The sequence below is a fragment of the Enterobacter sp. PGRG2 genome, from assembly GCF_030291195.1.
Taxonomy (GTDB): Bacteria; Pseudomonadota; Gammaproteobacteria; order Enterobacterales; family Enterobacteriaceae; genus Enterobacter_D.
The window spans coordinates 2,907,844-2,930,418 of record NZ_CP127837.1; the positions used below are offsets into that span (position 1 = coordinate 2,907,844).

General features: G+C 56.9%; 21 protein-coding genes. 17 read left to right on the top strand and 4 right to left on the bottom strand.

All coding sequences use genetic code 11. The features are described from left to right. Positions 1-13: 13 nt before the first annotated feature. From QRD42_RS12885 to flgL, 7 genes are all read left to right on the top strand, one after another. Positions 14-769 carry a flagellar basal body rod protein FlgF gene (locus QRD42_RS12885; RefSeq protein WP_072568144.1) on the top strand — a complete coding sequence of 252 codons (756 nt, stop codon included), beginning with the start codon at positions 14-16 and terminating at the stop codon, positions 767-769. Between the two features lie 15 nt (positions 770-784). Then, positions 785-1,567: a flagellar basal-body rod protein FlgG gene (flgG, locus tag QRD42_RS12890; protein ID WP_072568145.1), complete on the top strand. Its 783-nt coding sequence runs from the start codon at positions 785-787 to the stop codon at positions 1,565-1,567. A 56-nt stretch (positions 1,568-1,623) separates the two neighbouring features. Further along, entirely contained in the window at positions 1,624-2,322 is a 699-nt protein-coding gene (locus QRD42_RS12895; RefSeq protein WP_099458759.1) for a flagellar basal body L-ring protein FlgH, read from the top strand. 12 nt (positions 2,323-2,334) lie between these two features. Further along, positions 2,335-3,432 (top strand): flagellar basal body P-ring protein FlgI, encoded by a 1,098-nt coding sequence (locus tag QRD42_RS12900; RefSeq protein WP_072568147.1) that lies wholly within the window; start codon positions 2,335-2,337, stop codon positions 3,430-3,432. Further along, positions 3,432-4,388 carry a flagellar assembly peptidoglycan hydrolase FlgJ gene (gene flgJ / locus QRD42_RS12905; RefSeq protein WP_072568148.1) on the top strand — a complete coding sequence of 319 codons (957 nt, stop codon included), beginning with the start codon at positions 3,432-3,434 and terminating at the stop codon, positions 4,386-4,388. Before QRD42_RS12900 ends, flgJ begins: the two co-directional genes overlap by 1 nt. 75 nt (positions 4,389-4,463) lie before the next feature. Beyond that, positions 4,464-6,107: a flagellar hook-associated protein FlgK gene (gene flgK / locus QRD42_RS12910; protein WP_072568149.1), complete on the top strand. Its 1,644-nt coding sequence runs from the start codon at positions 4,464-4,466 to the stop codon at positions 6,105-6,107. Positions 6,108-6,121: 14 nt separating this feature from the next. Next, positions 6,122-7,075 carry a flagellar hook-associated protein FlgL gene (gene flgL / locus QRD42_RS12915; RefSeq protein ID WP_072568150.1) on the top strand — a complete coding sequence of 318 codons (954 nt, stop codon included), beginning with the start codon at positions 6,122-6,124 and terminating at the stop codon, positions 7,073-7,075. Between the two features lie 56 nt (positions 7,076-7,131). Here the strand turns inward: flgL and QRD42_RS12920 are convergent, their stop codons facing one another. Then, the gene (locus QRD42_RS12920) at positions 7,132-8,343 is read right to left on the bottom strand and encodes an MFS transporter (RefSeq protein WP_321987287.1); all 1,212 of its coding nucleotides are present in this window, start codon (positions 8,341-8,343) and stop codon (positions 7,132-7,134) included. A 108-nt stretch (positions 8,344-8,451) separates the two neighbouring features. Between QRD42_RS12920 and QRD42_RS12925 the strand changes: the two genes are divergently transcribed. Then, positions 8,452-9,381 (top strand): LysR family transcriptional regulator, encoded by a 930-nt coding sequence (locus tag QRD42_RS12925; RefSeq protein ID WP_321987288.1) that lies wholly within the window; start codon positions 8,452-8,454, stop codon positions 9,379-9,381. 72 nt (positions 9,382-9,453) lie between these two features. On the opposite strand, the gene rne is transcribed toward QRD42_RS12925, so the two are convergent. Further along, positions 9,454-12,717: a ribonuclease E gene (gene rne, locus QRD42_RS12930; protein WP_321987289.1), complete on the bottom strand. Its 3,264-nt coding sequence runs from the start codon at positions 12,715-12,717 to the stop codon at positions 9,454-9,456. Positions 12,718-13,286: 569 nt separating this feature from the next. Here rne and rluC point away from each other — a divergent pair. After that, positions 13,287-14,240 carry a 23S rRNA pseudouridine(955/2504/2580) synthase RluC gene (gene rluC / locus QRD42_RS12935; protein ID WP_099458760.1) on the top strand — a complete coding sequence of 318 codons (954 nt, stop codon included), beginning with the start codon at positions 13,287-13,289 and terminating at the stop codon, positions 14,238-14,240. A 19-nt stretch (positions 14,241-14,259) separates the two neighbouring features. On the opposite strand, the gene QRD42_RS12940 is transcribed toward rluC, so the two are convergent. Together QRD42_RS12940 and QRD42_RS12945 are read right to left on the bottom strand one after the other, a co-directional pair. Next, on the bottom strand, positions 14,260-15,378 hold the full coding sequence (locus QRD42_RS12940) for a dienelactone hydrolase family protein (protein WP_321988760.1): 1,119 nt from the start codon (positions 15,376-15,378) through the stop codon (positions 14,260-14,262). A 121-nt stretch (positions 15,379-15,499) separates the two neighbouring features. After that, entirely contained in the window at positions 15,500-16,084 is a 585-nt protein-coding gene (locus tag QRD42_RS12945) for a Maf family protein (protein ID WP_321987290.1), read from the bottom strand. Between the two features lie 143 nt (positions 16,085-16,227). Here QRD42_RS12945 and yceD point away from each other — a divergent pair, with 143 nt between their 5' ends. The 8 genes from yceD (at position 16,228) to fabF (ending at position 22,472) form a co-directional block, all read left to right on the top strand. Next, the gene (yceD, locus tag QRD42_RS12950) at positions 16,228-16,749 is read left to right on the top strand and encodes a 23S rRNA accumulation protein YceD (RefSeq protein WP_072568157.1); all 522 of its coding nucleotides are present in this window, start codon (positions 16,228-16,230) and stop codon (positions 16,747-16,749) included. A gap of 50 nt (positions 16,750-16,799) precedes the next feature. Further along, positions 16,800-16,973 (top strand): 50S ribosomal protein L32, encoded by a 174-nt coding sequence (gene rpmF / locus QRD42_RS12955; protein WP_042392755.1) that lies wholly within the window; start codon positions 16,800-16,802, stop codon positions 16,971-16,973. Positions 16,974-17,034: 61 nt separating this feature from the next. Continuing rightward, positions 17,035-18,069 carry a phosphate acyltransferase PlsX gene (gene plsX, locus QRD42_RS12960; RefSeq protein ID WP_318364550.1) on the top strand — a complete coding sequence of 345 codons (1,035 nt, stop codon included), beginning with the start codon at positions 17,035-17,037 and terminating at the stop codon, positions 18,067-18,069. A gap of 6 nt (positions 18,070-18,075) precedes the next feature. After that, entirely contained in the window at positions 18,076-19,029 is a 954-nt protein-coding gene (locus QRD42_RS12965; protein WP_318374552.1) for a beta-ketoacyl-ACP synthase III, read from the top strand. A gap of 17 nt (positions 19,030-19,046) precedes the next feature. Beyond that, positions 19,047-19,976: an ACP S-malonyltransferase gene (fabD, locus tag QRD42_RS12970; RefSeq protein ID WP_072568160.1), complete on the top strand. Its 930-nt coding sequence runs from the start codon at positions 19,047-19,049 to the stop codon at positions 19,974-19,976. Positions 19,977-19,994: 18 nt separating this feature from the next. Next, positions 19,995-20,729 (top strand): 3-oxoacyl-ACP reductase FabG, encoded by a 735-nt coding sequence (fabG, locus tag QRD42_RS12975; RefSeq protein WP_088219643.1) that lies wholly within the window; start codon positions 19,995-19,997, stop codon positions 20,727-20,729. 178 nt (positions 20,730-20,907) lie between these two features. Beyond that, positions 20,908-21,144, top strand: coding sequence for an acyl carrier protein (acpP, locus tag QRD42_RS12980; RefSeq protein WP_072568162.1), 237 nt, complete (start codon positions 20,908-20,910; stop codon positions 21,142-21,144). Positions 21,145-21,230: 86 nt separating this feature from the next. After that, a complete protein-coding gene (gene fabF, locus QRD42_RS12985; RefSeq protein WP_321987291.1) occupies positions 21,231-22,472 on the top strand; it encodes a beta-ketoacyl-ACP synthase II in 1,242 nt (413 codons plus the stop codon). Positions 22,473-22,575: the final 103 nt, after the last annotated feature.

The following is a 22,575-nucleotide window of genomic DNA, read 5'->3' on the forward strand; positions in this document are numbered from 1 at the left end:
ACGGGATGGCTTCATGGATCACGCAATATATACCGCGATGGGCGCGGCAAGTCAGACGCTCAATCAGCAGTCTGTTACCGCCAGCAACCTCGCGAACGCGTCAACACCCGGTTTTCGCGCCCAGCTGAATGCGCTGCGAGCGGTACCCGTTGAAGGATTGTCACTGCCGACGCGTACGCTGGTGACGGCGTCCACGCCCGGCGCGGATATGACGCAGGGTCAAATGGACTACACGTCGCGTCCGCTGGACGTGGCGTTGCAGCAGGATGGCTGGCTGGCGGTACAGGCGCCGGATGGCACCGAAGCTTATACCCGCAACGGTAACATCCAGGTTAACCCGGCAGGTCAGCTGACTATTCAGGGTAATCCGGTAATGGGCGACGGCGGCCCGATCGCCGTGCCGGAAGGCGCGGAGATCACCATCGCTGCCGACGGTACCGTGTCGGCGCTTACCCCAGGGGATCCGCCGAATACCGTGTCGCCTGTTGGCCGTCTGAAGCTGGTCAAAGCGGAAGGCAGCGAAGTGGTGCGCGGTGACGACGGCATGTTCCGTTTAAGCCAGGCCGCGCAGGCGACCCGTGGCGCGACCTTACAGGCCGATCCGACCATCCGCGTGATGTCCGGCGTGCTGGAAGGCAGTAACGTGAAGCCGGTAGCGGCGATGACCGACATGATTGCCAGTGCGCGTCGTTTTGAGATGCAAATGAAGGTGATCAGCAGCGTTGACGAAAACGACCAGCGCGCCAACTCGCTGCTGTCAATGAGCTAATAAACAGGAACACCCATGATCAACTCATTATGGATTGCCAAGACCGGCCTTGATGCCCAGCAAACCAATATGGACGTTATCGCCAACAACCTGGCGAACGTCAGCACCAACGGTTTTAAGCGTCAGCGTGCGGTCTTTGAAGACCTGCTCTACCAGACCATTCGTCAGCCGGGGGCGCAATCCTCCGAACAGACGACGCTGCCGTCAGGCTTGCAGATCGGTACCGGTGTACGTCCGGTCGCCACTGAGCGCCTGCACAGCCAGGGTAACCTGTCGCAGACCAATAACAGTAAAGACGTGGCCATCAAAGGCCAGGGTTTCTTCCAGGTGATGCTGCCGGACGGTACCGCCGCCTATACGCGCGATGGCTCGTTCCAGGTCGATCAAAATGGTCAGTTAGTAACGGCCGGTGGTTTCCAGGTGCAGCCTGCGATCACCATTCCGGCGAACTCCCTGAGCATCACTATCGGTCGTGACGGTGTGGTGAGCGTGACCCAGCAGGGTCAGGCCGCGCCGGTGCAGGTCGGCCAGCTCAACCTGACGACCTTTATGAACGACACCGGTCTGGAAAGTATTGGTGAGAACCTCTACACCGAAACCCAGTCTTCCGGCGCGCCAAATGACACCACGCCAGGCCTGAACGGCGCGGGTCTGCTGTATCAGGGTTATGTGGAAACCTCTAACGTCAACGTGGCGGAAGAGCTGGTAAACATGATCCAGGTTCAGCGCGCGTATGAAATTAACAGTAAAGCGGTATCGACGACCGATCAGATGCTGCAGAAACTGACGCAACTCTAAGGCGTGATCCGGTGCGCTAACCCCGCACCGGCACCCTGTTTTTGAAGATGAAAGCAATGTACAAAACCGCCGCGTTTCGTTATCCGCTTCTGGCTCTGCTGGCAACCTCCCTTACCGGATGTGCCTTGATCCCTTCGACACCGCTGGTGCAAGGGGCGACCACCGCCCAACCGACGCCTGGCCCGGCGCCGATTGTCAATGGCTCCATTTACCAGTCTGCGCAGCCTGTGAACTATGGCTACCAGCCACTGTTTGAAGATAGACGTCCGCGTAACGTTGGCGACACGCTGACCATCGTGCTGGCGGAAAATGTCAGCGCCAGTAAAAGCTCCTCGGCGAATGCCAGCCGCGACGGCAAAACCAGCTTCGGCGTCGATACCGCTCCACGCTATCTGCAGGGCCTGTTCGGTAATGCGCGCGCGGATGTGGATGCCGACGGCAGCAACAGCTTTAACGGTAAAGGCGGCGCAAACGCCAGCAATACCTTTAGCGGCACCTTGACCGTCACCGTCGACCAGGTTCTGGTCAATGGCAACTTACACGTTGTGGGTGAAAAACAGATCGCCATTAATCAGGGCACTGAATTCATCCGCTTCTCCGGTGTCGTGAACCCGCGCACCATCAGCGGCAGCAACACGGTTCCGTCTACCCAGGTGGCAGACGCGCGTATCGAATATGTTGGCAATGGCTACATAAACGAAGCGCAGAATATGGGCTGGCTGCAACGATTCTTCCTTAATTTATCGCCGATGTAACTGAGGTATCCCATGTTTAAATCTCTGATTGGTATAGCGCTGGTGCTGGTGGCAACGATTGCCCAGGCCGAGCGTATCCGGGATCTCACCAGCGTACAGGGCGTACGTCAAAACTCCTTAATTGGCTACGGCCTGGTGGTCGGTCTGGATGGTACAGGTGACCAGACGACCCAGACGCCGTTCACCACCCAGAGCCTGAACAACATGCTCTCGCAGATGGGGATCACCGTGCCGCCGGGCACCAACATGCAGCTGAAAAACGTGGCGGCCGTGATGGTCACCGCGCAGCTGCCGCCTTTTGCACGTCAGGGTCAGAACATCGATGTGGTGGTGTCCTCCCTCGGTAACGCCAAAAGCTTACGCGGCGGTACGCTGGTAATGACCCCGCTGAAAGGCGTGGACAGCCAGGTCTATGCGCTGGCGCAGGGTAACGTGCTGGTCGGCGGCGCAGGCGCATCAGCCGGCGGCAGCAGCGTGCAGGTGAACCAGCTTAACGGCGGCCGCATCACCGGCGGCGCGGTAGTGGAACGTGAACTGCCAAGCCAGTTCGGCGCAGGCAACACCATTAACCTGCAACTGAACAATGAAGACTTCACCCTCGCGCAGCAGATCACCGACACCATCAACCGCTCCCGCGGCTACGGCAGCGCCACGGCGCTGGATGCGCGTACCGTGCAGATCCGCGTGCCCGCGGGTAACAGTTCGCAGGTGCGTTTCCTCGCGGATATTCAGAATATGGAAGTGGGCATGACGCCGCAGGACGCGAAGATTGTCATTAACTCCCGTACCGGCTCGGTGGTGATGAACCGCGAAGTCACCCTCGACAGCTGCGCGGTGGCGCAGGGCAACCTTTCTGTGACCGTGAACCGTCAGGCGAACGTCAGCCAGCCGGATACGCCGTTTGGCGGCGGTCAGACGGTGGTGACGCCGCAGACGCAAATCGATCTGCGTCAGAGCGGCGGCTCGCTGCAAAGCGTGCGCTCCAGCGCCAACCTGAACAGCGTCGTACGCGCCCTGAACGCGCTGGGCGCCACGCCGATGGATCTGATGTCCATCCTGCAATCAATGGAAAGCGCGGGTTGCCTGCGCGCGAAACTGGAAATCATCTAATGTTGACCGACAGCCGACTGGCGGCGAGCGCGGCATGGGATGCGCAATCGCTGAATGAACTGAAATCGAAAGCCGGGCAGGATCCGGGGGCGAACCTTCGTCCCGTGGCCCGCCAGGTGGAAGGGATGTTTGTGCAGATGATGCTGAAAAGCATGCGTGAAGCCTTGCCGAAAGACGGCCTGTTCAGCAGTGATTCCACGCGCCTGTACACCAGCATGTATGACCAGCAGATCGCCCAGCAAATGACCGCCGGTAAGGGCCTCGGCCTTGCCGATATGATGGTCAAACAGATGGGCGGGGAGCAGGCGGCGCAGGCGGCCGCGTCTGAACCTGAGCAGGTGCCGATGAAGTTCCCGCTGGAAACGGTCACCACCTATCAGAACCAGGCGCTGACGCAAATGGTGCGCAAGGCGATGCCGAAAGCCCCGGAAGTCAATGATGAGCCGCTGACCGGCGACAGCAAAGACTTCCTGGCCCAGCTTTCGCTGCCTGCCCGACTGGCCAGCCAGCAGAGCGGCGTGCCGCATCACCTGATCCTCGCCCAGGCGGCGCTGGAATCCGGCTGGGGCCAGCGGCAGATCCGCCGTGAGAACGGCGAGCCAAGCTTTAACATTTTTGGCGTCAAAGCCACCTCAAACTGGAAAGGGCCGGTCACCGAGATCACCACCACCGAATTTGAAAACGGCGAAGCGAAGAAAGTGAAGGCGAAGTTCCGTGTCTACAGCTCCTATCTCGAAGCGCTGTCGGACTACGTGGGCGTGCTGACCCGCAATCCGCGCTACGCTGCCGTGACCACGGCCGCTACCGCCGAACAGGGCGCTCAGGCATTGCAGAGCGCCGGTTACGCCACCGATCCAAACTATGCGCGTAAGCTGACCGGCATGATCCAGCAGATGAAAGCGATGGGTGAGAAGGTGAGTAAAGCGTACAGCAACGATATCGAAAATCTGTTCTGAAAACTCTCAAGTTCAGAAAGGCGTTGCCGATAATCTCTATCAGGATTCATGTCTGACAGTTTATAAGGAACCTCCATGTCCAGCTTGATCAACAGCGCCATGAGCGGGCTTAGCGCAGCTCAGGCTGCACTGAATACCGCCAGTAATAACATCTCCAGTTATAACGTGGCGGGCTATACCCGTCAGACGACGGTCCTTGCGGCAGCAAACAGTACCCTGGGCGCAGGCGGCTGGACTGGCAACGGCGTATACGTGTCGGGCGTCCAGCGTGAATATGACTCGTTCATCACCAACCAGCTGCGTGCGGCGCAAACCCAGAGCAGCGGTCTGACAACGCGCTACGAGCAGATGTCCAAAATCGACGATATGCTCTCCGGCAAAACCAATACGCTGTCCGCCACGCTGCAGGACTTCTTTACCAGCTTACAGACGCTGACCAGCAACGCCGAAGATCCGGCTGCCCGTCAGACGCTGCTAGGTAAAGCCGACGGCCTGGTTAACCAGTTTAAAGTGACCGATGAGTATCTGCGCGACCAGGATAAGCAGGTTAACCTGTCTATCACCTCCAGCGTCGATCAGATCAATAACTACACCAGGCAAATCGCCACCCTTAACGATCAGATTTCCCGTCTGACCGGCGTGGGCGCAGGCGCATCGCCAAACGACCTGCTCGATCAGCGCGACCAGCTGGTCAGCGAACTGAACAAAGTCGTCGGCGTGGAAGTGAGCATTCAGGATGGCGGTACCTATAACCTGACCATGGCGAACGGTTATACGCTGGTGCAGGGCAGCAACGCCCGCCAGCTGGCCGCCGTACCATCATCCGCCGATCCGGCGCGTACCACTGTGGCTTACGTCGATGCGACGGCAGGCAACATTGAGATCCCGGAAAAACTGCTGACCAGCGGTTCGCTGGGCGGTCTGCTGACGTTCCGTTCCACTAACCTGGATCAGACCCGCAACACGCTGGGACAGCTGGCGCTGAGCTTCGCGGATGCGTTTAACACCCAGCATAAAGCCGGTTTTGACGCGGATGGCAATGGCGGTAAGGATTTCTTCACCATCGGCACGCCGACCGCGCTGACCAACAGCAAAAACACCAGCGGTACCACGCTGAACCCGACGGTCAGCGACAGCACCAAAGTACAGGCGACCGACTATAAAGTGGCCTACACCAGCACCGGCTGGCAGGTGACGCGTCTGTCGGATAACACTGCCTTTAACGTCACGCCAGACACTACCGACGGCACCCTGAACTTCGATGGCCTGAAAATTGGCGTATCAGGTACGCCTAATGTCAACGAAAGCTTCACCGTGAAACCGGTGAGCAACGCCATCGTCAACATGAAGCTGGCGATCTCCGACGAATCCAAAATTGCTCTTGCGCAAACCGCGACCGGCGGCGACAGCGATAACCGTAACGGTCAGGCGTTGCTGGATCTGCAAAAAAGCAAAGTGGTCGGCGGCAACAAAACCTTTAACGATGCTTACGCCTCCCTGGTCAGCACCGTCGGCAGCACCACCGCGACGCTGAAAACCAGCAGCACCACCCAGAACAATGTGGTGACGCAGTTAAGCAATCAGCAGCAGTCGATCTCCGGCGTCAACCTTGATGAAGAGTACGGCAACCTGCAACGCTACCAGCAATATTATCTCGCCAACGCTCAGGTATTACAGACAGCCAGCACGCTGTTTGATGCGTTGCTGAGCATACGCTAAGTAAGGGGTGAATGATGCGTATTAGTACTCAGATGATGTATGACCAGAGCATGCGGGGCATTACCAACTCGCAGAGCGAATGGCTGAAGTTCGGCGAGCAGATGTCTACCGAGCAGCGTGTTAACCGCCCGTCAGACGATCCGATCGCCGCGTCGCAGGCGGTTGTGGTTTCCCAGGCGCAGGCGCAGAACAACCAGTATGCGCTGGCCCGTACCTTCGCCTCGCAAAAGATTTCGCTGGAAGATAACGTGCTGTCGCAGGTGGCGACGGCGATCACCTCGGCCCAGACCAAAGTGATCAACGCCGGCAACGACGCATTGAGCGATGATGACCGCGCCTCGCTGGCTACCGATCTGCAGGGTATTCGCGATCAGCTGATGAACCTGGCGAACAGCACTGACGGTAACGGTCGTTATATTTTCGCAGGCTACCAGACGGATAAACCGCCGTTTGACGCCGCGACCGGTGCCTATAACGGCGGCGCTCAGGCTATTACCCAGCAGGTTGATGCCGCCCGTACCATGACTATCGCCCATACCGGCACTCAGGTCTTTGACACCCTGACCGGCAATGCGGTGAAAGAGCCTGATGGTTCTGCACCGGAAACCAGCCTGTTTAAAATGCTGGATACGGCCATTGCAGCGCTGAAAACCCCGGTCAGCGGCGACGATGCCGCCAAAGCGACCTCTCAGGCGGCGCTGGATAAAACCAACCGTGGTCTGCGTAACTCCCTGAACAACGTGTTGAGCGTGCGCGCGGAAGTGGGTACCCAGCTTGATGAGCTGGATAAGCTCGACGCCCTGGGCACTGACCGTCAGTTAGGGTTATCGTCGCAGATGAGCGCGCTGGTGGACGTGGACTGGAGTTCGGCGATTTCGTCCTACACCATGAAACAGGCTGCGTTGCAGGCGTCTTATAAAGCCTTTACCGATATGCAGGGTATGTCGTTATTCCAGATGAACCGCTAAGTATCCTGATGTAAGAAAGCCCGCGCCATCACAGCGCGGGCTTTTTTTATGCCGGTTTACGGCTGTGTCTGTACCTGCGTACGGGTTTCCCCGGCGCGCAGGCGGATAGCCAGCGCAATCACCCCGCAGACCGTGGCAAGAGCCACCACCGCAGGCCAGCCCGCCATTGAGTAGACTTTACTGCCCAGCGCCGAGCCTGCGGCCATGCCGATAAACACCACGGTAAACAGCAGGGCATTCAGGCGGCCACGCGCTTTAGGTTCAAGGCTGTACACCAGATTCTGATGCGCCACCAGGCTGGACTGCAAACCTAGATCAAAACCAATGGCCGACAGGGCAATCACCACCAGCTGCGCTTCAGTGGACAGCAGCGGCATGACAAACATCAAAGCAAAGGCGACGGTGACCAGCAGAGCGCCCAACTGCGTAACGCGTGACGCCCCCACTTTATCCGCCAGGCCACCGGCCAGCGGCGCGGCTAATGCACCTGCCGCACCGGCGATGCCAAAGGTACCGGCCACCGCGCTGCCAAGGTGATAATGCTCCAGCAGCATCACCGCCAGGGTTGACCAGAAGGCGCTGAACGAGACGGAGAGAAAGCCCTGAGCCAGCGCCGCACGGCGCAGGGCTGGGTAACGCTGCCACAGCTGCACCGTGGATTTCATCAGCGCCGGGTAGCTAAGCTGCGAGTGGACAGCGAAACGCGGCAGTACGCACCACAACACCACGCCAATAAAGGCAATGCTGGCAGCGGCGAGCTGATACATCACGCGCCAGCCAAAAGCTGCGCCAACAAAGCCGCTGACGGTACGCGACAACAGGATCCCCAGCAGCAGGCCGGTCATCACTGTGCCAACGGTTTTACCCTGTTTGCCTTCCGGCGCCAGGATCGCGGCGGCGGGCACGATGTCCTGCGCCATGGTCGCCGCCATACCGACCAGCAGACTGACCACCAGCAGGGTGTTCAGTTCCGACGTCAGGCTACAGGCCAGCAGAAACACCGCCAGCGCCGCGCTTTTCAACAGGATCAGCAGACGGCGATCGTAGCGGTCGCCCAGCGGCAGCAGAAATAAAATTCCCAGCGCATAGCCCGCCTGCGTCAGCGTCGGCACCAGTCCCATACCATTGATGGTGAGATGCAGGTCACTGCCCATCAGCGGCAGCAAAGGTTGCGCATAGTAGATCGCCGCGACGCTGAAACCCGCGCCGATAGCAAGAATAAAAATCAACCAGCGTGGTACATCAAAAAGGGGGGAATGACCGTTCATAATAGTGTCCTCGATAAGGTGTAGGGTCATTTTTCCCTGTTCCGGGGTAGCGCGGTAGCCAGCGCAGTGGTAAAACGGTTATACGTTAAGCGTATAGGCGTGAGAATTATGAAACGCACCGAGCGTATAGACAGGGTGGATCTGATGCGGACTTTTGTACGCATCGTGGAAAGCGGTTCCCTTTCTGCCGCCGCCCGCCAGCTGGTCACCACCCAGGCCACCGTCAGCCGTCGGTTACAATCGCTGGAAACCCTGCTCGGCGCAAAATTGCTGCTGCGCACCACCCACGCCATGAAGCTGACCGATGACGGCGAGCGCTGCTATCAGCATGCGAAAAACGTCATCGACGCCTGGACGACGCTGGAAGATGAGCTGAGCCTTGCCGGAGACGAGCCGGTGGGCATGTTACGGGTGCGCGCGCCCCATGCCTTTGGTCAGGAACAGCTGCTGGCGCCGCTGACGGCATTTTTGCAGCAGCATCCGAAGTTGTCAGTGGAGTGGTTTCTTAATGATAAAAGCGTCGATTTTCTTAGCGACAATATTGACTGCGCGATCCGCGTGGGCGCTGAAGTGGATCCGTCCACGGTGTCGGTGATGCTGGCGGAAGTGCCGCGTCGCGTGGTGGCGGCGCCCTCGCTGCTGGCAAATTACCCGCCGGTGGAAAGGCCGCAGCAGTTGGCGGCGCTGCCCTGGGTGGCGCTCAGCACCTTCTATCAACACGAGGTGGTGCTGACCGACCGGCATGGCGCGGTGGAGCATATCCCGATCACGCCACGGCTTTTGACCGACAGCCTCTATGCCACGCGTAATACCGCACTCACCGGGCTGGGCGCGGCCATTGTCTCCGGCTGGACGGTGGAAGAGGATATTCGCGCCGGGCGGCTGGTGGAACTGGTGCCCGACTGGCAGCCCGCGCCGCTGCCGGTACATCTGGTTTATCCCTGGGCGCGTTATTATCCGGCGCGGTTACGGGCTTTTTTACAGTTAATGCGTGATGTGATGCCCGGACTTGCGGGAATGCGGGTACCTGGCGGGTAAGCTGGATAATTCTGCGATGTGAGATATAAAAAAAGCCGACCCGAAGGTCGGCTTTTTTACGCAGGCTGAGGATTACTCAGGCTGTTGCGGGCGGGTGGCCGGTGCTGACGCGTGATGCGTTGCACTGTGACCACCAGCCGCGCCTTTACCGCTGAACTCAAAGGCCGGGCGTACCCAGTCGCTGTGACGCGGCGCTTCCGGAACATACTCCGGCGCTGGCGCACGGGTCATAGGCGCGGTGGCGGCTGGCTGGGCGCTGTGCGCTTTCACCGGCTCTGCGGCAGGAGCGGCAACAGGCGCTGCCACTTCTTCTGCTTTCACCGGCGCAACCGGCTCCGCTTTCACCTCTTCTGCTTCAACCGGCAGGGCTGCTGGCGCTGCAACGTCTTCCGCTTTAGCGGTTTCCGTTTCAGCGGCAGGTTCCGCAGCGGCAATGATTTCTTCAGCGACAGCTTCATCGGCTTCATCAATCAGCTGCGGCTCGGCTGCAACCGGGGCGGCAATGGCTTCGGGATGGGTGGTTTCAACCACAACCGGCTCAGGCGCGCTGACCGGAGTCTGCGGCTCAACCACCTGCGGCTCACTCATCTGCGGTTCTGCTGCCTGCGCTTCAGTGGTCACGGTTTCCTGCGCGACTTCCGCCTGCTCAGCTGCGGCGGCAACCGGCAGTACAGTCTGCTCGATCTGCTCCGCGATGGCTTCTACCGGCGCGTTGTCAACGATAGCCTCTTCCTGTACCGGTTCCACGCTCTGGGCGACCGGATAACGGATCCATACCTTGCCGGAGGCCATTTCTGGCGACGCGCAGGCGACGGTCATCGGCATCGGCGACTGGGTCGGGTAACGCTCGTCACGATAACGACGACGGCGCTGGCCGCTGACGCGCAGGTGACGAGGAGAACGGCGTGAACGACGCGGCATTCCCGCATTGTCACGGGATTCCGTCGACTCTTCCCCGGCAGCCTGTTCTGTTACCGCAGGCAGATCCACTTTTGCGATTTCGGTATGTGCCGCTGGCGCGTCCTGAACCGGCGCGTCTGTAACCTCTTCGGTCACCGCAGGGGCTGCTTCGCCGAAGCGTACTTTCTGGCTCAGCTGGCGCTGTTTACGGCGCGGCAGCGTCTGCACACGCTCTTCCTGCTCAACCACATCCTGCTCAGCTTGCGGCTGCGGCTCATCGCCATTCAGCACTTTAACTTCCTGCTGCGCCTGACGCTTGTCATCGTTACGACGACGGTTGCGCTCGCGGCGGGACTGCTGCTGCTCGTCACGGGATTTGGTTTTATCCGCCTCTTCAACCGCAGCGACCGGCTGGCGATTTTCACGCGCTTCACCGTTCTGCGACTGCTTCTCGCGACGGTTACGACGGTTATCTTCGCGGCCTTCACGATTGTCGCGGGCTTCACGATTATCGCGTCCTTCGCGGCTATCGTTACCCTCATTGCGATCGCGATTATCACGGTTATCGCGATTATCACGGCGATCGTTGCGGTCGCGGCGATTGTTCTGGCGCGGCTTACGACGCTCCTGTGAACGCTCCGGCTTCACGTCTTTAACTTCAGCTTCCGCTTTCACTTCAGCCGGTTTGGCAGGTTCGTCGTCGGCAAAGAGTTTTTTCAGCGCGCCAAGTATACGGCTGATGAGGCCAGGCGCTGCTTTTTCAGCAGGCGCGGCGGCGGCAGGCTTATCAGCCGGCGCTGCCACAGTGGCTTCAGGAGCTGGCGGAATTTCCGGCATGGCGAAGGTGGCCAGCGCAGGTTGTTCCGGCTGTTTACGCTCGGCGTACTCTTCTTCCGACGGCATCGCCATCGCTTCTTCGTGCAGTTTAGGCAGCTTGTAGCTCAGGGTTGAGGTTTCTTCACCCTTACGCACACGCAGCACAGAGTAGTGAGGCGTTTCCATCTGATCGTTAGGCACGATCACACATTTGATACCGCCCTGGCGCGCTTCGATTGCGCTTACCGCTGCACGTTTTTCGTTCAGCAGATAGGAGGCAATCGGCACCGGAACGATGGCGTGAACTTCCTGGGTATTCTCTTTCAGCGCTTCTTCTTCAATCAGACGCAGAATGGAGAGGGACAGGGATTCGTTGTCACGAATGGTGCCCGTACCGCTACAGCGTGGGCAGACGTGATGGCTGGACTCGCCCAGCGACGGGCTCAGGCGCTGACGGGACATCTCCAGCAGGCCGAAGCGTGAAATATGGCTGATCTGGATACGCGCGCGATCCTGACGCACGGCTTCGCGCAGACGGTTTTCCACCGCGCGCTGGTGGCGCACCGGGGTCATATCGATAAAGTCGATAACGATCAGGCCGCCGAGGTCGCGCAGACGCAGCTGACGGGCAATCTCGTCTGCCGCTTCCAGGTTGGTGTTGAACGCGGTTTCTTCGATGTCGCCGCCACGGGTTGCCCGCGCGGAGTTGATGTCGATGGCGGTCAGGGCTTCGGTGGAGTCGATAACAATAGAGCCACCGGACGGCAGACGCACTTCACGCTGGAAAGCGGATTCAATCTGCGATTCGATCTGGTAATGGCTGAACAGCGGAATTTCACCGGTGTACAGTTTGATTTTGCTGCTGAAATCAGGACGACCCAGCGCAGAAATGTGCTGACGCGCCAGCTCCAGCACTTTCGGGTTATCGATGAGGATCTCACCAATATCCTGACGCAGGTAATCACGGAAGGCACGCACAATCACGTTGCTTTCCTGATGGATCAGGAACGGAGCAGGGCGGCTTTCAGCGGCTTTCTGAATGGCTTCCCAGTGCTTCATACGGAAGCTGAGATCCCATTGCAGCGCTTCGGCTGATTTACCCACACCGGCGGTGCGAACAATCAGACCCATGCCGTCCGGCAGTTCAAGACTGGCCAGCGCTTCTTTTAATTCGGTACGATCGTCGCCTTCAATACGACGAGAGATGCCACCCGCGCGCGGGTTGTTCGGCATCAGGACCAGGTAGCTCCCTGCAAGACTGATAAAGGTGGTCAGTGCCGCACCTTTGTTGCCACGCTCTTCTTTGTCGATCTGTACAATAACTTCCTGGCCTTCGCGCAGCACATCTTTGATGTTTGGACGACCGTGGGAGCTGTAATTAGAAGGGAAATATTCGCGGGCAATCTCTTTGAGAGGTAAAAAGCCGTGGCGCTCGGCACCGTAATCTACGAATGCGGCTTCCAGGCTCGGTTCAATACGGGTGATTTTGCCTTTGTAGATGTTCGCTTTTTTCTGTTCATGTCCAGGACTTTCAATATCCAGGTCGTACAGACGCTGCCCATCAACGAGGGCGACACGCAACTCTTCCTGCTGAGTTGCGTTGATTAACATTCTTTTCATCGTAACTTACTCATTATTCTTACATTGACGACTAAGCTACGGGCAGAGTATCGCCTTTCCGGGTGTGAACCGATGGCCTCGTGTCTGTTCACGTCGCCAACCTCACGGTTGTCGTACGCTTAAGAGGCGCAGAGTGTCGGTTGCCTGTATTTCATACGGAAAAACAGCGCAATTATTCGGGGAACAGCCTGGGAAAACTCTCCAGAGAAGATTCCGTCTACCGGTAAGGACTGCAACCCGCAGCCCGCTAACTGCCTGAACGATCAATACGTCTTACGCCATTGCTGCGTGGATGAACGAACGGGCAAAATTGGTGATTCCGTAAAATTCATTGTTATAACAAGCTTGAACACGGAAAGCGTAAACATTATTCCTTGCTAACCCTGTTATAGCAAGATGACTTTTACCATTTATCACCCGGTTACTCACAGTTTTTTCACCGCTGCTTCGAGATTGTTCTAAAAGCCATCAAAAAGCATAACGATGCGCAAACCCTACCGGGTAATCCTAAATATAAGCATAGAAAAATGAGTGGCGCTATTCGGCGTGGCTATTTAGAATCGCCAACCATGAAAACAGAGACTCCAGCCGTAAAAATGGTTGCTATTTCGGCTGACGAAGCCGGGCAACGAATCGACAACTTTTTGCGTACCCAGTTAAAAGGGGTACCGAAGAGCATGATTTACCGCATTCTGCGTAAAGGCGAAGTGCGGGTGAACAAAAAACGCGTCAAACCGGAATACAAACTGATGGATGGCGATGAAATTCGTATCCCGCCGGTACGGGTTGCCGAACGTGATGAAGAAGCCGTGTCGCCCCATCTGCAAAAAGTGGCGGCGCTGAGCGATGTCATTCTTTATGAAGACGATCATATTCTGGTGCTTAACAAGCCGTCCGGCACCGCCGTACATGGCGGCAGCGGCCTGAGCTTTGGCGTGATTGAAGGCCTGCGCGCGCTGCGTCCGGAAGCCCGTTTCCTTGAGCTGGTGCATCGTCTTGACCGCGACACCTCCGGCGTCCTGCTGGTCGCTAAAAAGCGCTCGGCGCTGCGTTCGCTCCATGAACAGTTGCGCGAAAAGGGTATGCAGAAAGATTATCTGGCGCTGGTACGCGGCCAGTGGCAGTCGCATGTGAAAGTGGTGCAGGCGCCGCTGCTGAAAAATATTCTGCAAAGCGGCGAACGTATTGTGCGCGTAAGCCAGGAAGGTAAGCCGTCCGAGACGCGCTTCAAAGTGGAAGAGCGCTATGAACATGCCACGCTGGTACGCTGTAGCCCGGTGACGGGCCGTACGCACCAGATCCGCGTCCATACGCAGCACGCCGGGCATCCTATCGCCTTTGACGATCGCTACGGCGATCGCGATTTTGATCGCCAGCTTGCCGGCACCGGTCTGAATCGCCTGTTCCTGCACGCTGCGGCGCTGAAATTTACGCATCCGAATACGGGTGAAGCGATCCGCATCGAAGCGCCGCTGGACGATCAGCTCAAACACTGCCTGCAGGTGTTACGCAACGCGAAGTAACACCCGACAGGACGAGGGCTTATGGCCTGAGCCATTTATCCAGCCAGGGGTAAACCTCGTCCTGTTGTTGCTGATAAAAAACATGCCCGAGTTCCGGCCAGCTTTTGGTCACTAATCTGTCATCCGCCTGTTGCGACGCCCAGACCTCTCGGGCGCGGGCAAAGGCATCCTCGACCGCCTGTGGCGGAAATAACTTATCTTTGCCGCCGCTAAAAATCAGCATGGGTTTCGGCGCGGCAATGCTGGCGACATCGGGAATATCGAGATGGGCAGGCATACCGGGATGAAGCATATAAAAGGCGGACTGCCCGCGCAGCACGTTATTGCCCGGCTGCATCAGGCCGTCATAGGTGCCAAACCAGGAAATTACTGCCGTGGCCGCCACCTTGTCCGACAGGGCAGCCAGCTGCCAGGCGCGGAAACCGCCCATTGAGAAGCCCAGCACGCCAATGCGTTTGCTGTCGACGTTATTAAGCGTGGTGAGAAAATCCACGGTGCGCATATCTTCATAGGCCATTTCACCGGCCAGCGAGCGGCCAAGGTTAAAATAGTTGCTCGCCAGCGCCTGTTGCTGTTCGTACACCAGCGGGCCACGCTCGCCCCAGCCGGTGCTGTCGATGGCGATCACCACATAGCCACGCCTGGCCAGCTCATCGCCGGGAAAACGCCCGCTGAAGAACTTGTCGGCCCACGCCTGCGCGCTGGCGAGCGTTTCGGCATCCCCCCACGGGCGGATGACTTTCTCTTTGCCAATATCAAACTTCGAGCCGTGATCGTGCAATAACACCACCGCCGGATGCGGCCCCGCTGCTTTGGGGAGCAGCATCAGGGCGTTAATACGGTTGTCGTCGGTGATATTCAGGGCGATTTTGCGGGCGAGGTAACTGCCACGATCCTCCTCCATCAGCGTCTGCGGCGCAAATGGCTTATGTGAATCCGGCGTCAGCAGGGCGCTGCGCAACAGCTGGCGGGCGTGCTGCTGCCAGCGGGTGAAGTCAGAGAAATGGCCGGACTGCCAGGCGTCGGGATAGGTCATCTGCGCTTTTAACGCCGCCACGTTGGCCGGGAGATTACCTTCGATAATGCCGGTCGGCGGTTTATTTTCCGCCATACCCGGGCCGCTGGTTACAAATAACATCACTGCCAGAAATGCTTTTGCTGAATATTTCATCACCCACCTTTAAATTAAAACGCGGTTTTAAAAAGTCAGGTGATGAATAATAGAGCAATGCCGGTGTTAAACCGTGATCCTTAAAGCATTAATATAATAACGGATTACTGTTTTCCCGGCGCAGCATCTGGCACAGGGCGATGAGCGGCAGACCCACCAGCGTATTGGGGTCGCGCCCCTCAAGGCGTTCAAACAGGGTGATGCCAAGGCCCTCGCTTTTAAAGCTGCCTGCACAGTTCAGCGGACGCTCTTTACGCAGGTAATCGCCGATCTCCTGCTCGCTGAGGTGGCGAAAATGCACATCGAAAGGCTCACATTCGGTTTGCAGATGACCGGTGGCGGAATTATAAAGCGCAAGGCCGGTATAAAAAGTAACGATATTGCCCCGCGCCTTCATCAACTGGCGGTAAGCATTTTCTTCTGTCAGCGGTTTACCGGTAATTTCACCATCCAGTACGCACACCTGATCGGAACCGATAATAAGATGCGCCGGATAACGTTCGGCAAGGGACTGCGCTTTCGCCTGCGCCAGCCGCAGCACCAGCTGACGCGGGGTTTCGCCCGCCTTTGGCGTTTCATCGACGCCAGGGGCGGTGCACTCAAAAGGCACGCCAATTTTTTCCAGCAGCGCGCGACGATAAGGCGAAGTGGAAGCGAGCACGAGATTTGACATATTTTTTCCACCTTTTATATAGCGTAACCAGGTCAGGCATTTTAAACTACAGGCCGCAATGTGTGCGAATAATTGGCAAAAGGCAACCGCAGGCTGCCTTTTTCTTTGACTCTATGACATTACAAAGTTAATATGCGCGCCCTATGCAAAAGGTAAAATTACCCCTGACTCTTGATCCGGTCCGTACGGCTCAAAAACGCCTTGATTACGAGGGAATCTATACTCGCGATCAGGCTGAGCGTGTCGCCGAATCCGTAGTTAGTGTGGACAGTGATGTGGAATGCTCCATGTCGTTTGCTATCGACAACCAGCGTCTGGCGGTATTAACCGGCGATGCGAAGGTATCGGTAACGCTCGAATGCCAGCGTTGCGGGAAGCCGTTTCCCCATCAGGTCTACACACAGTATTGTTTTAGCCCGATCGTCAAAGACGAACAGGCCGAAGCACTCCCGGAAGCGTACGAGCCAATTCAGGTCAACGAATTTGGTGAAATCGATCTGCTGGCGCTGGTGGAAGATGAAATTATCCTCACCTTGCCGGTAGTTCCGGTGCATGATTCTGAACACTGTGAAGTGTCCGAGGCGGACATGGTGTTTGGTGAATTGCCTGATGAAGCGCAAAAGCCAAACCCATTTGCCGTATTAGCCAGCTTAAAGCGCAAGTAACAGGTTCTGCCTGTTCTTACGTGGATAACCGTAATTGAGGAGTAAGGTCCATGGCCGTACAACAAAATAAACCAACCCGTTCCAAACGTGGCATGCGTCGTTCCCATGACGCGCTGACCGCAGTCACCAGCCTGTCTGTAGACAAAACTTCTGGTGAGTCTCACCTGCGTCACCACATGACCGCTGACGGTTTCTACCGTGGTCGCAAGGTAATCACTAAGTAATCACGCTTTTGCGTGATGAAGCTTAGTGAGGATTTCCCCGTGTAAGCGGGGATATACCGCCTTGACACGTCTAACCCTGGCGTTAGATGTCATGGGGGGCGATTTTGGCCCTTCCGTGACGGTGCCTGCAGCATTGCAGGCACTGAATTCTAATTCACAACTCACTCTTCTTTTAGTCGGCGATCCCGACGCAATCACGCCATTACTTGCCAGAGCTGATTTCGAACAACGTTCGCGTCTGCAGATTATCCCTGCGCAGTCAGTTATTGCCAGTGATGCGCGCGCCTCGCAGGCGATACGCAATAGCCGTGGCAGTTCGATGCGCGTTGCGCTGGAGCTGGTAAAAGAAGGGCGCGCCGAGGCCTGCGTGAGCGCAGGGAATACCGGCGCGTTGATGGGGCTGGCTAAACTCCTGCTCAGGCCGATTGACGGCATTGAGCGTCCGGCGCTGATGACGGTATTACCGCATCAGCAGAAGGGCAAAACGGTGGTGCTGGATTTAGGCGCTAACGTGGATTGCGACAGCACGATGCTGATGCAGTTCGCGTTGATGGGTTCGGTGATGGCGGAAGAAGTGCTTGGCATTCCTCATCCCCGCGTGGCATTGCTGAACATTGGCGAAGAAGAGACCAAAGGTCTCGACAGCATTCGCGATGCCGCAGCCTTGTTAAAATCCATCCCGTCGATTAACTATATTGGCTATCTTGAAGCTAACGAATTACTCACCGGCAAAACGGATGTGCTGGTATGTGACGGTTTTACGGGAAACGTCACATTAAAGACCATGGAAGGTGTGGTCAGAATGTTCCTTTCGCTGCTGAAATCGCAGGGCGAGGGGAAAAAACGGTCGTGGTGGCTGATTTTATTAAAGCGTTGGTTACAAAAAAGCCTGAGCAGGCGATTCAGTCACCTCAACCCCGACCAGTATAATGGCGCGTGTCTGTTAGGATTGCGCGGCACGGTGATTAAGAGTCATGGTGCAGCCAATCAGCGAGCGTTTACAGTCGCGATTGAACAGGCAGTGCAGGCGGTGCAGCGACAAGTCCCTTCGCGGATTGCCGCTCGCCTGGAATCTGTGTTACCGGAAAAAGACTGAGCGTACATGCATACGAAGATTATTGGTACCGGCAGCTATCTGCCTGAACAAGTGCGAACCAACGCCGACCTGGAAAAAATGGTGGATACCTCCGACGAGTGGATTGTCACGCGCACGGGTATCCGCGAACGCCGCATTGCCGCGCCTGATGAAACCGTGTCTACCATGGGCTTCGAGGCGGCAAAACGCGCGCTGGAAATGTCAGGTATTGATAAGAATGAAATTGGCCTGATCATCGTGGCAACGACATCAGCGACGCACGCCTTTCCGAGCGCGGCCTGCCAGGTGCAGAGCATGCTGGAAATTAAAGGCTGTCCAGCCTTTGACGTGGGCGCGGCCTGCGCAGGTTTCACCTATGCCCTGAGCATCGCCGATCAGTATGTAAAAACCGGCGCCGTGAAATATGCTCTGGTGATCGGTTCCGACGTGCTGGCCCGCACCTGCGATCCGGCGGATCGTGGCACCATTATTATTTTTGGCGATGGTGCGGGTGCCGTGCTGCTCGGCGCGTCTGAAGAGCAGGGCATTATCTCCACCCATCTGCACGCTGACGGCAGCTACGGTGAATTACTGACGTTGCCGAACATTGATCGCGTGACGCCGGACAACCCGACTTATCTGACGATGGCCGGTAACGAAGTCTTTAAAGTGGCCGTGACGGAACTGGCGCACATCGTCGAAGAAACCCTGGCGGCGAATAACCTCGACCGCAGTGAACTCGACTGGCTGGTGCCGCACCAGGCTAACCTGCGTATTATCAGCGCGACAGCCAGAAAACTGGGCATGTCGATGGATAACGTTGTCGTGACCCTGGATCGTCATGGCAATACCTCTGCGGCTTCGGTGCCATGCGCCTTAGACGAAGCCGTCCGGGACGGACGCATCAAGCCGGGGCAGCTGGTGCTGCTTGAAGCCTTCGGCGGCGGGTTCACCTGGGGTTCCGCACTGGTTCGTTTCTAAAATTTAAGGATAAAAACATGACGCAATTTGCATTTGTGTTCCCGGGACAGGGCTCTCAGGCCGTTGGCATGCTCGCTGAACTGGCTGCCGACTATCCGGTGATTGAAGAAACTTTCCGCGAAGCGACAGCGGTGCTGGGCTATGATCTGTGGGCGCTGGCTCAACAGGGCCCGGCAGAAGAACTGAATAAAACCTGGCAGACGCAGCCTGCGCTGCTGACGGCTTCCGTGGCGCTGTGGCGCGTATGGCAGCAGGCGGGCGGTAAAACCCCTGCCATGATGGCAGGCCACAGTCTGGGTGAATACTCTGCGCTGGTGTGCGCGGGCGTTATTGATTTCGCTGATGCGGTTCGCCTGGTCGAGCTGCGCGGTAAATTTATGCAGGAAGCCGTGCCTGCGGGTACGGGCGGCATGTCCGCTATTATTGGCCTGGACGATGCAGCCATCGCTAAAGCCTGCGAAGAATCTGCCGAAGGGCAGGTGGTTTCACCGGTGAACTTTAACTCGCCGGGCCAGGTGGTGATCGCCGGTCATAAAGAAGCGGTTGAACGTGCGGGCGCAGCCTGTAAAGCGGCGGGCGCAAAACGCGCGCTGCCGTTGCCGGTCAGCGTACCGTCACACTGCGCGCTGATGAAGCCTGCGGCAGAGAAGCTGGCGGCAGAGCTTGAGAAAATCACCTTTAACACTCCGTCAGTTCCGGTTGTGAACAACGTGGATGTGAAATGTGAAACCACGCCTGCGGCCATCCGTGATGCCCTGGTTCGCCAGCTGTACAGTCCGGTACAATGGACGAAGAGCGTTGAATTCATGGCTGCGCAGGGCGTGGAGCACCTGTATGAAGTCGGTCCTGGCAAAGTATTGACCGGACTGACCAAACGTATTGTTGACACCCTGACAGCGTCGGCCATTAACGAGCCGGCGGCGATGTCAGCGGCGCTTGAGCAATAACAGAGGAAAACCAAAACCATGAGTTTTGAAGGAAAAGTTGCACTGGTTACCGGTGCAAGCCGTGGCATTGGCCGCGCAATCGCTGAAACGCTGGTCGCCCGCGGCGCGAAAGTTGTCGGTACGGCAACCAGCGAAAGTGGCGCACAGGCGATCAGTGATTATTTAGGTGCTAACGGTAAAGGTCTGATGTTAAACGTGACCGATCCGGCATCTATTGAATCTGTACTGGAAAATATTCGCGCGGAGTTTGGCGAAGTGGACATCCTGGTCAATAATGCCGGGATCACTCGCGACAACCTGTTAATGCGTATGAAAGATGATGAGTGGATCGATATTCTCGAAACCAACCTTTCATCTGTTTTCCGTCTGTCAAAAGCGGTAATGCGCGCTATGATGAAAAAACGTCATGGGCGGATTATCACTATCGGTTCTGTGGTCGGTACCATGGGAAATGCAGGTCAGGCCAACTACGCTGCGGCGAAAGCGGGTCTGATTGGCTTTAGTAAATCGCTGGCGCGTGAAATCGCGTCCCGCGGTATTACGGTAAACGTTGTTGCTCCGGGCTTTATTGAAACGGACATGACGCGTGCGCTCTCTGACGATCAGCGTGCGGGTATTCTGGCGCAGGTTCCTGCGGGTCGCCTCGGTGGCGCTCAGGAAATCGCCAATGCGGTTGCATTTTTAGCTTCAGACGAGGCGAGTTACATCACGGGTGAAACTTTGCACGTCAACGGCGGGATGTATATGGTTTAACCACGTTATTTCCTAAAACACATTTAGGGAATAATTTTATTTGCGTTATCAGGCCAAAAGGCCTCAAAATAGCGTAAAATCGTGGTAAGAACTGCCGGGATTTAGTTGCAAATTTTTCAACATTTTATACACTACGAAAACCATCGCGAAAGCGAGTTTTGATAGGAAATTTAAGAGTATGAGCACTATCGAAGAACGCGTTAAGAAGATTATCGGCGAGCAGCTGGGCGTTAAGCAGGAAGAAGTGACCAACAATGCATCTTTTGTTGATGACCTGGGCGCAGATTCTCTTGACACCGTTGAGCTGGTAATGGCTTTGGAAGAAGAGTTTGATACTGAGATTCCGGACGAAGAAGCTGAGAAAATCACTACTGTTCAGGCTGCCATTGATTACATCAACGGTCACCAGGCGTAAGTGAACATCTCCAGGCGGTCATTCGACCGCCTGAGTTTTATCTTTTAGTCCCACAAAATCTTTTTTTCCCTCCCTGGAGGACAAGCGTGTCTAAGCGTCGTGTAGTTGTGACCGGACTCGGCATGTTGTCTCCTGTCGGCAATACCGTAGAGTCCACCTGGAAATCTCTCCTTGCCGGTCAGAGTGGCATCAGCCTGATCGACCATTTCGATACTAGCGCCTATGCAACGAAATTTGCTGGCTTAGTAAAGGACTTTAACTGTGAAGACATTATCTCGCGCAAAGAACAGCGCAAGATGGATGCCTTCATTCAATATGGAATTGTTGCGGGCTGGCAGGCCATGCAGGATTCTGGCCTGGAAGTCACTCCGGAGAACGCAGGGCGCATTGGCGCGGCGATTGGCTCCGGTATTGGCGGTCTTGGCTTAATCGAAGAGAACCACTCTTCCCTGGTGAATGGTGGTCCACGCAAAATCAGCCCGTTCTTCGTGCCGTCAACGATTGTGAACATGGTGGCCGGTCATCTGACCATTATGCTTGGCCTGCAGGGTCCGAGCATCTCCATCGCCACGGCCTGTACCTCTGGCGTGCATAACATCGGTCATGCGGCGCGTATCATTGCTTATGGCGATGCTGACGTGATGCTGGCAGGTGGCGCTGAGAAAGCCAGTACGCCGCTGGGCGTGGGTGGTTTTGGTGCAGCACGTGCGCTGTCGACGCGTAACGATAACCCGCAAGCGGCAAGCCGTCCGTGGGATAAAGAGCGCGATGGTTTTGTGCTGGGTGACGGCGCAGGCATTATTGTGCTTGAAGAGTACGAGCACGCGAAAAAACGCGGCGCGAAAATTTATGCGGAACTGGTGGGTTTTGGTATGAGCAGCGATGCTTACCATATGACCTCACCGCCGGAAAACGGCGCAGGCGCGGCACTGGCGATGGCCAATGCGCTGCGTGACGCGCAGCTCGATCCGGCTAAAATCGGTTACGTCAACGCGCACGGCACCTCGACGCCGGCCGGCGACAAAGCGGAAACTCAGGCCGTTAAATCGATCTTTGGCGAGTCAGCCCGTACCCTGATGGTCAGCTCGACTAAATCGATGACCGGACACCTGTTAGGTGCCGCAGGGGCAGTAGAGTCCATCTACTCCATCCTTGCGCTGCGCGATCAGGCGATCCCGCCAACCATCAACCTGGATAACCCGGATGAAGGTTGCGACCTGGATTACGTGCCACACACTGCGCGTCAGGTCTCTGGTCTTGAGTACACGCTGTGTAACTCCTTCGGCTTTGGTGGTACTAACGGCTCGTTGATCTTTAAACGCGTCTGATCCCCGTAGCCTGAAAAGGCCCGCTCTGCGGGCCTTTGTTATTTCCATTTCAGCTTTCTCCGCTTGTCCTTCTTCTTTCATCCTGCCAGACTGGCGTGCCATG

What these genes read in the sequence shown, in the direction of transcription:
- QRD42_RS12885 (WP_072568144.1), top strand. Translation starts at nt 14, where the DNA reads ATGGATCACGCAATATATACCGCGATGGGCGCGGCAAGTCAGACGCTC.
- flgG (WP_072568145.1), top strand. Translation starts at nt 785, where the DNA reads ATGATCAACTCATTATGGATTGCCAAGACCGGCCTTGATGCCCAGCAA.
- QRD42_RS12895 (WP_099458759.1), top strand. Translation starts at nt 1,624, where the DNA reads ATGTACAAAACCGCCGCGTTTCGTTATCCGCTTCTGGCTCTGCTGGCA.
- QRD42_RS12900 (WP_072568147.1), top strand. Translation starts at nt 2,335, where the DNA reads ATGTTTAAATCTCTGATTGGTATAGCGCTGGTGCTGGTGGCAACGATT.
- flgJ (WP_072568148.1), top strand. Translation starts at nt 3,432, where the DNA reads ATGTTGACCGACAGCCGACTGGCGGCGAGCGCGGCATGGGATGCGCAA.
- flgK (WP_072568149.1), top strand. Translation starts at nt 4,464, where the DNA reads ATGTCCAGCTTGATCAACAGCGCCATGAGCGGGCTTAGCGCAGCTCAG.
- flgL (WP_072568150.1), top strand. Translation starts at nt 6,122, where the DNA reads ATGCGTATTAGTACTCAGATGATGTATGACCAGAGCATGCGGGGCATT.
- QRD42_RS12920 (WP_321987287.1), bottom strand. Translation starts at nt 8,343, where the DNA reads ATGAACGGTCATTCCCCCCTTTTTGATGTACCACGCTGGTTGATTTTT.
- QRD42_RS12925 (WP_321987288.1), top strand. Translation starts at nt 8,452, where the DNA reads ATGAAACGCACCGAGCGTATAGACAGGGTGGATCTGATGCGGACTTTT.
- rne (WP_321987289.1), bottom strand. Translation starts at nt 12,717, where the DNA reads ATGAAAAGAATGTTAATCAACGCAACTCAGCAGGAAGAGTTGCGTGTC.
- rluC (WP_099458760.1), top strand. Translation starts at nt 13,287, where the DNA reads ATGAAAACAGAGACTCCAGCCGTAAAAATGGTTGCTATTTCGGCTGAC.
- QRD42_RS12940 (WP_321988760.1), bottom strand. Translation starts at nt 15,378, where the DNA reads ATGTTATTTGTAACCAGCGGCCCGGGTATGGCGGAAAATAAACCGCCG.
- QRD42_RS12945 (WP_321987290.1), bottom strand. Translation starts at nt 16,084, where the DNA reads ATGTCAAATCTCGTGCTCGCTTCCACTTCGCCTTATCGTCGCGCGCTG.
- yceD (WP_072568157.1), top strand. Translation starts at nt 16,228, where the DNA reads ATGCAAAAGGTAAAATTACCCCTGACTCTTGATCCGGTCCGTACGGCT.
- rpmF (WP_042392755.1), top strand. Translation starts at nt 16,800, where the DNA reads ATGGCCGTACAACAAAATAAACCAACCCGTTCCAAACGTGGCATGCGT.
- QRD42_RS12965 (WP_318374552.1), top strand. Translation starts at nt 18,076, where the DNA reads ATGCATACGAAGATTATTGGTACCGGCAGCTATCTGCCTGAACAAGTG.
- fabD (WP_072568160.1), top strand. Translation starts at nt 19,047, where the DNA reads ATGACGCAATTTGCATTTGTGTTCCCGGGACAGGGCTCTCAGGCCGTT.
- fabG (WP_088219643.1), top strand. Translation starts at nt 19,995, where the DNA reads ATGAGTTTTGAAGGAAAAGTTGCACTGGTTACCGGTGCAAGCCGTGGC.
- acpP (WP_072568162.1), top strand. Translation starts at nt 20,908, where the DNA reads ATGAGCACTATCGAAGAACGCGTTAAGAAGATTATCGGCGAGCAGCTG.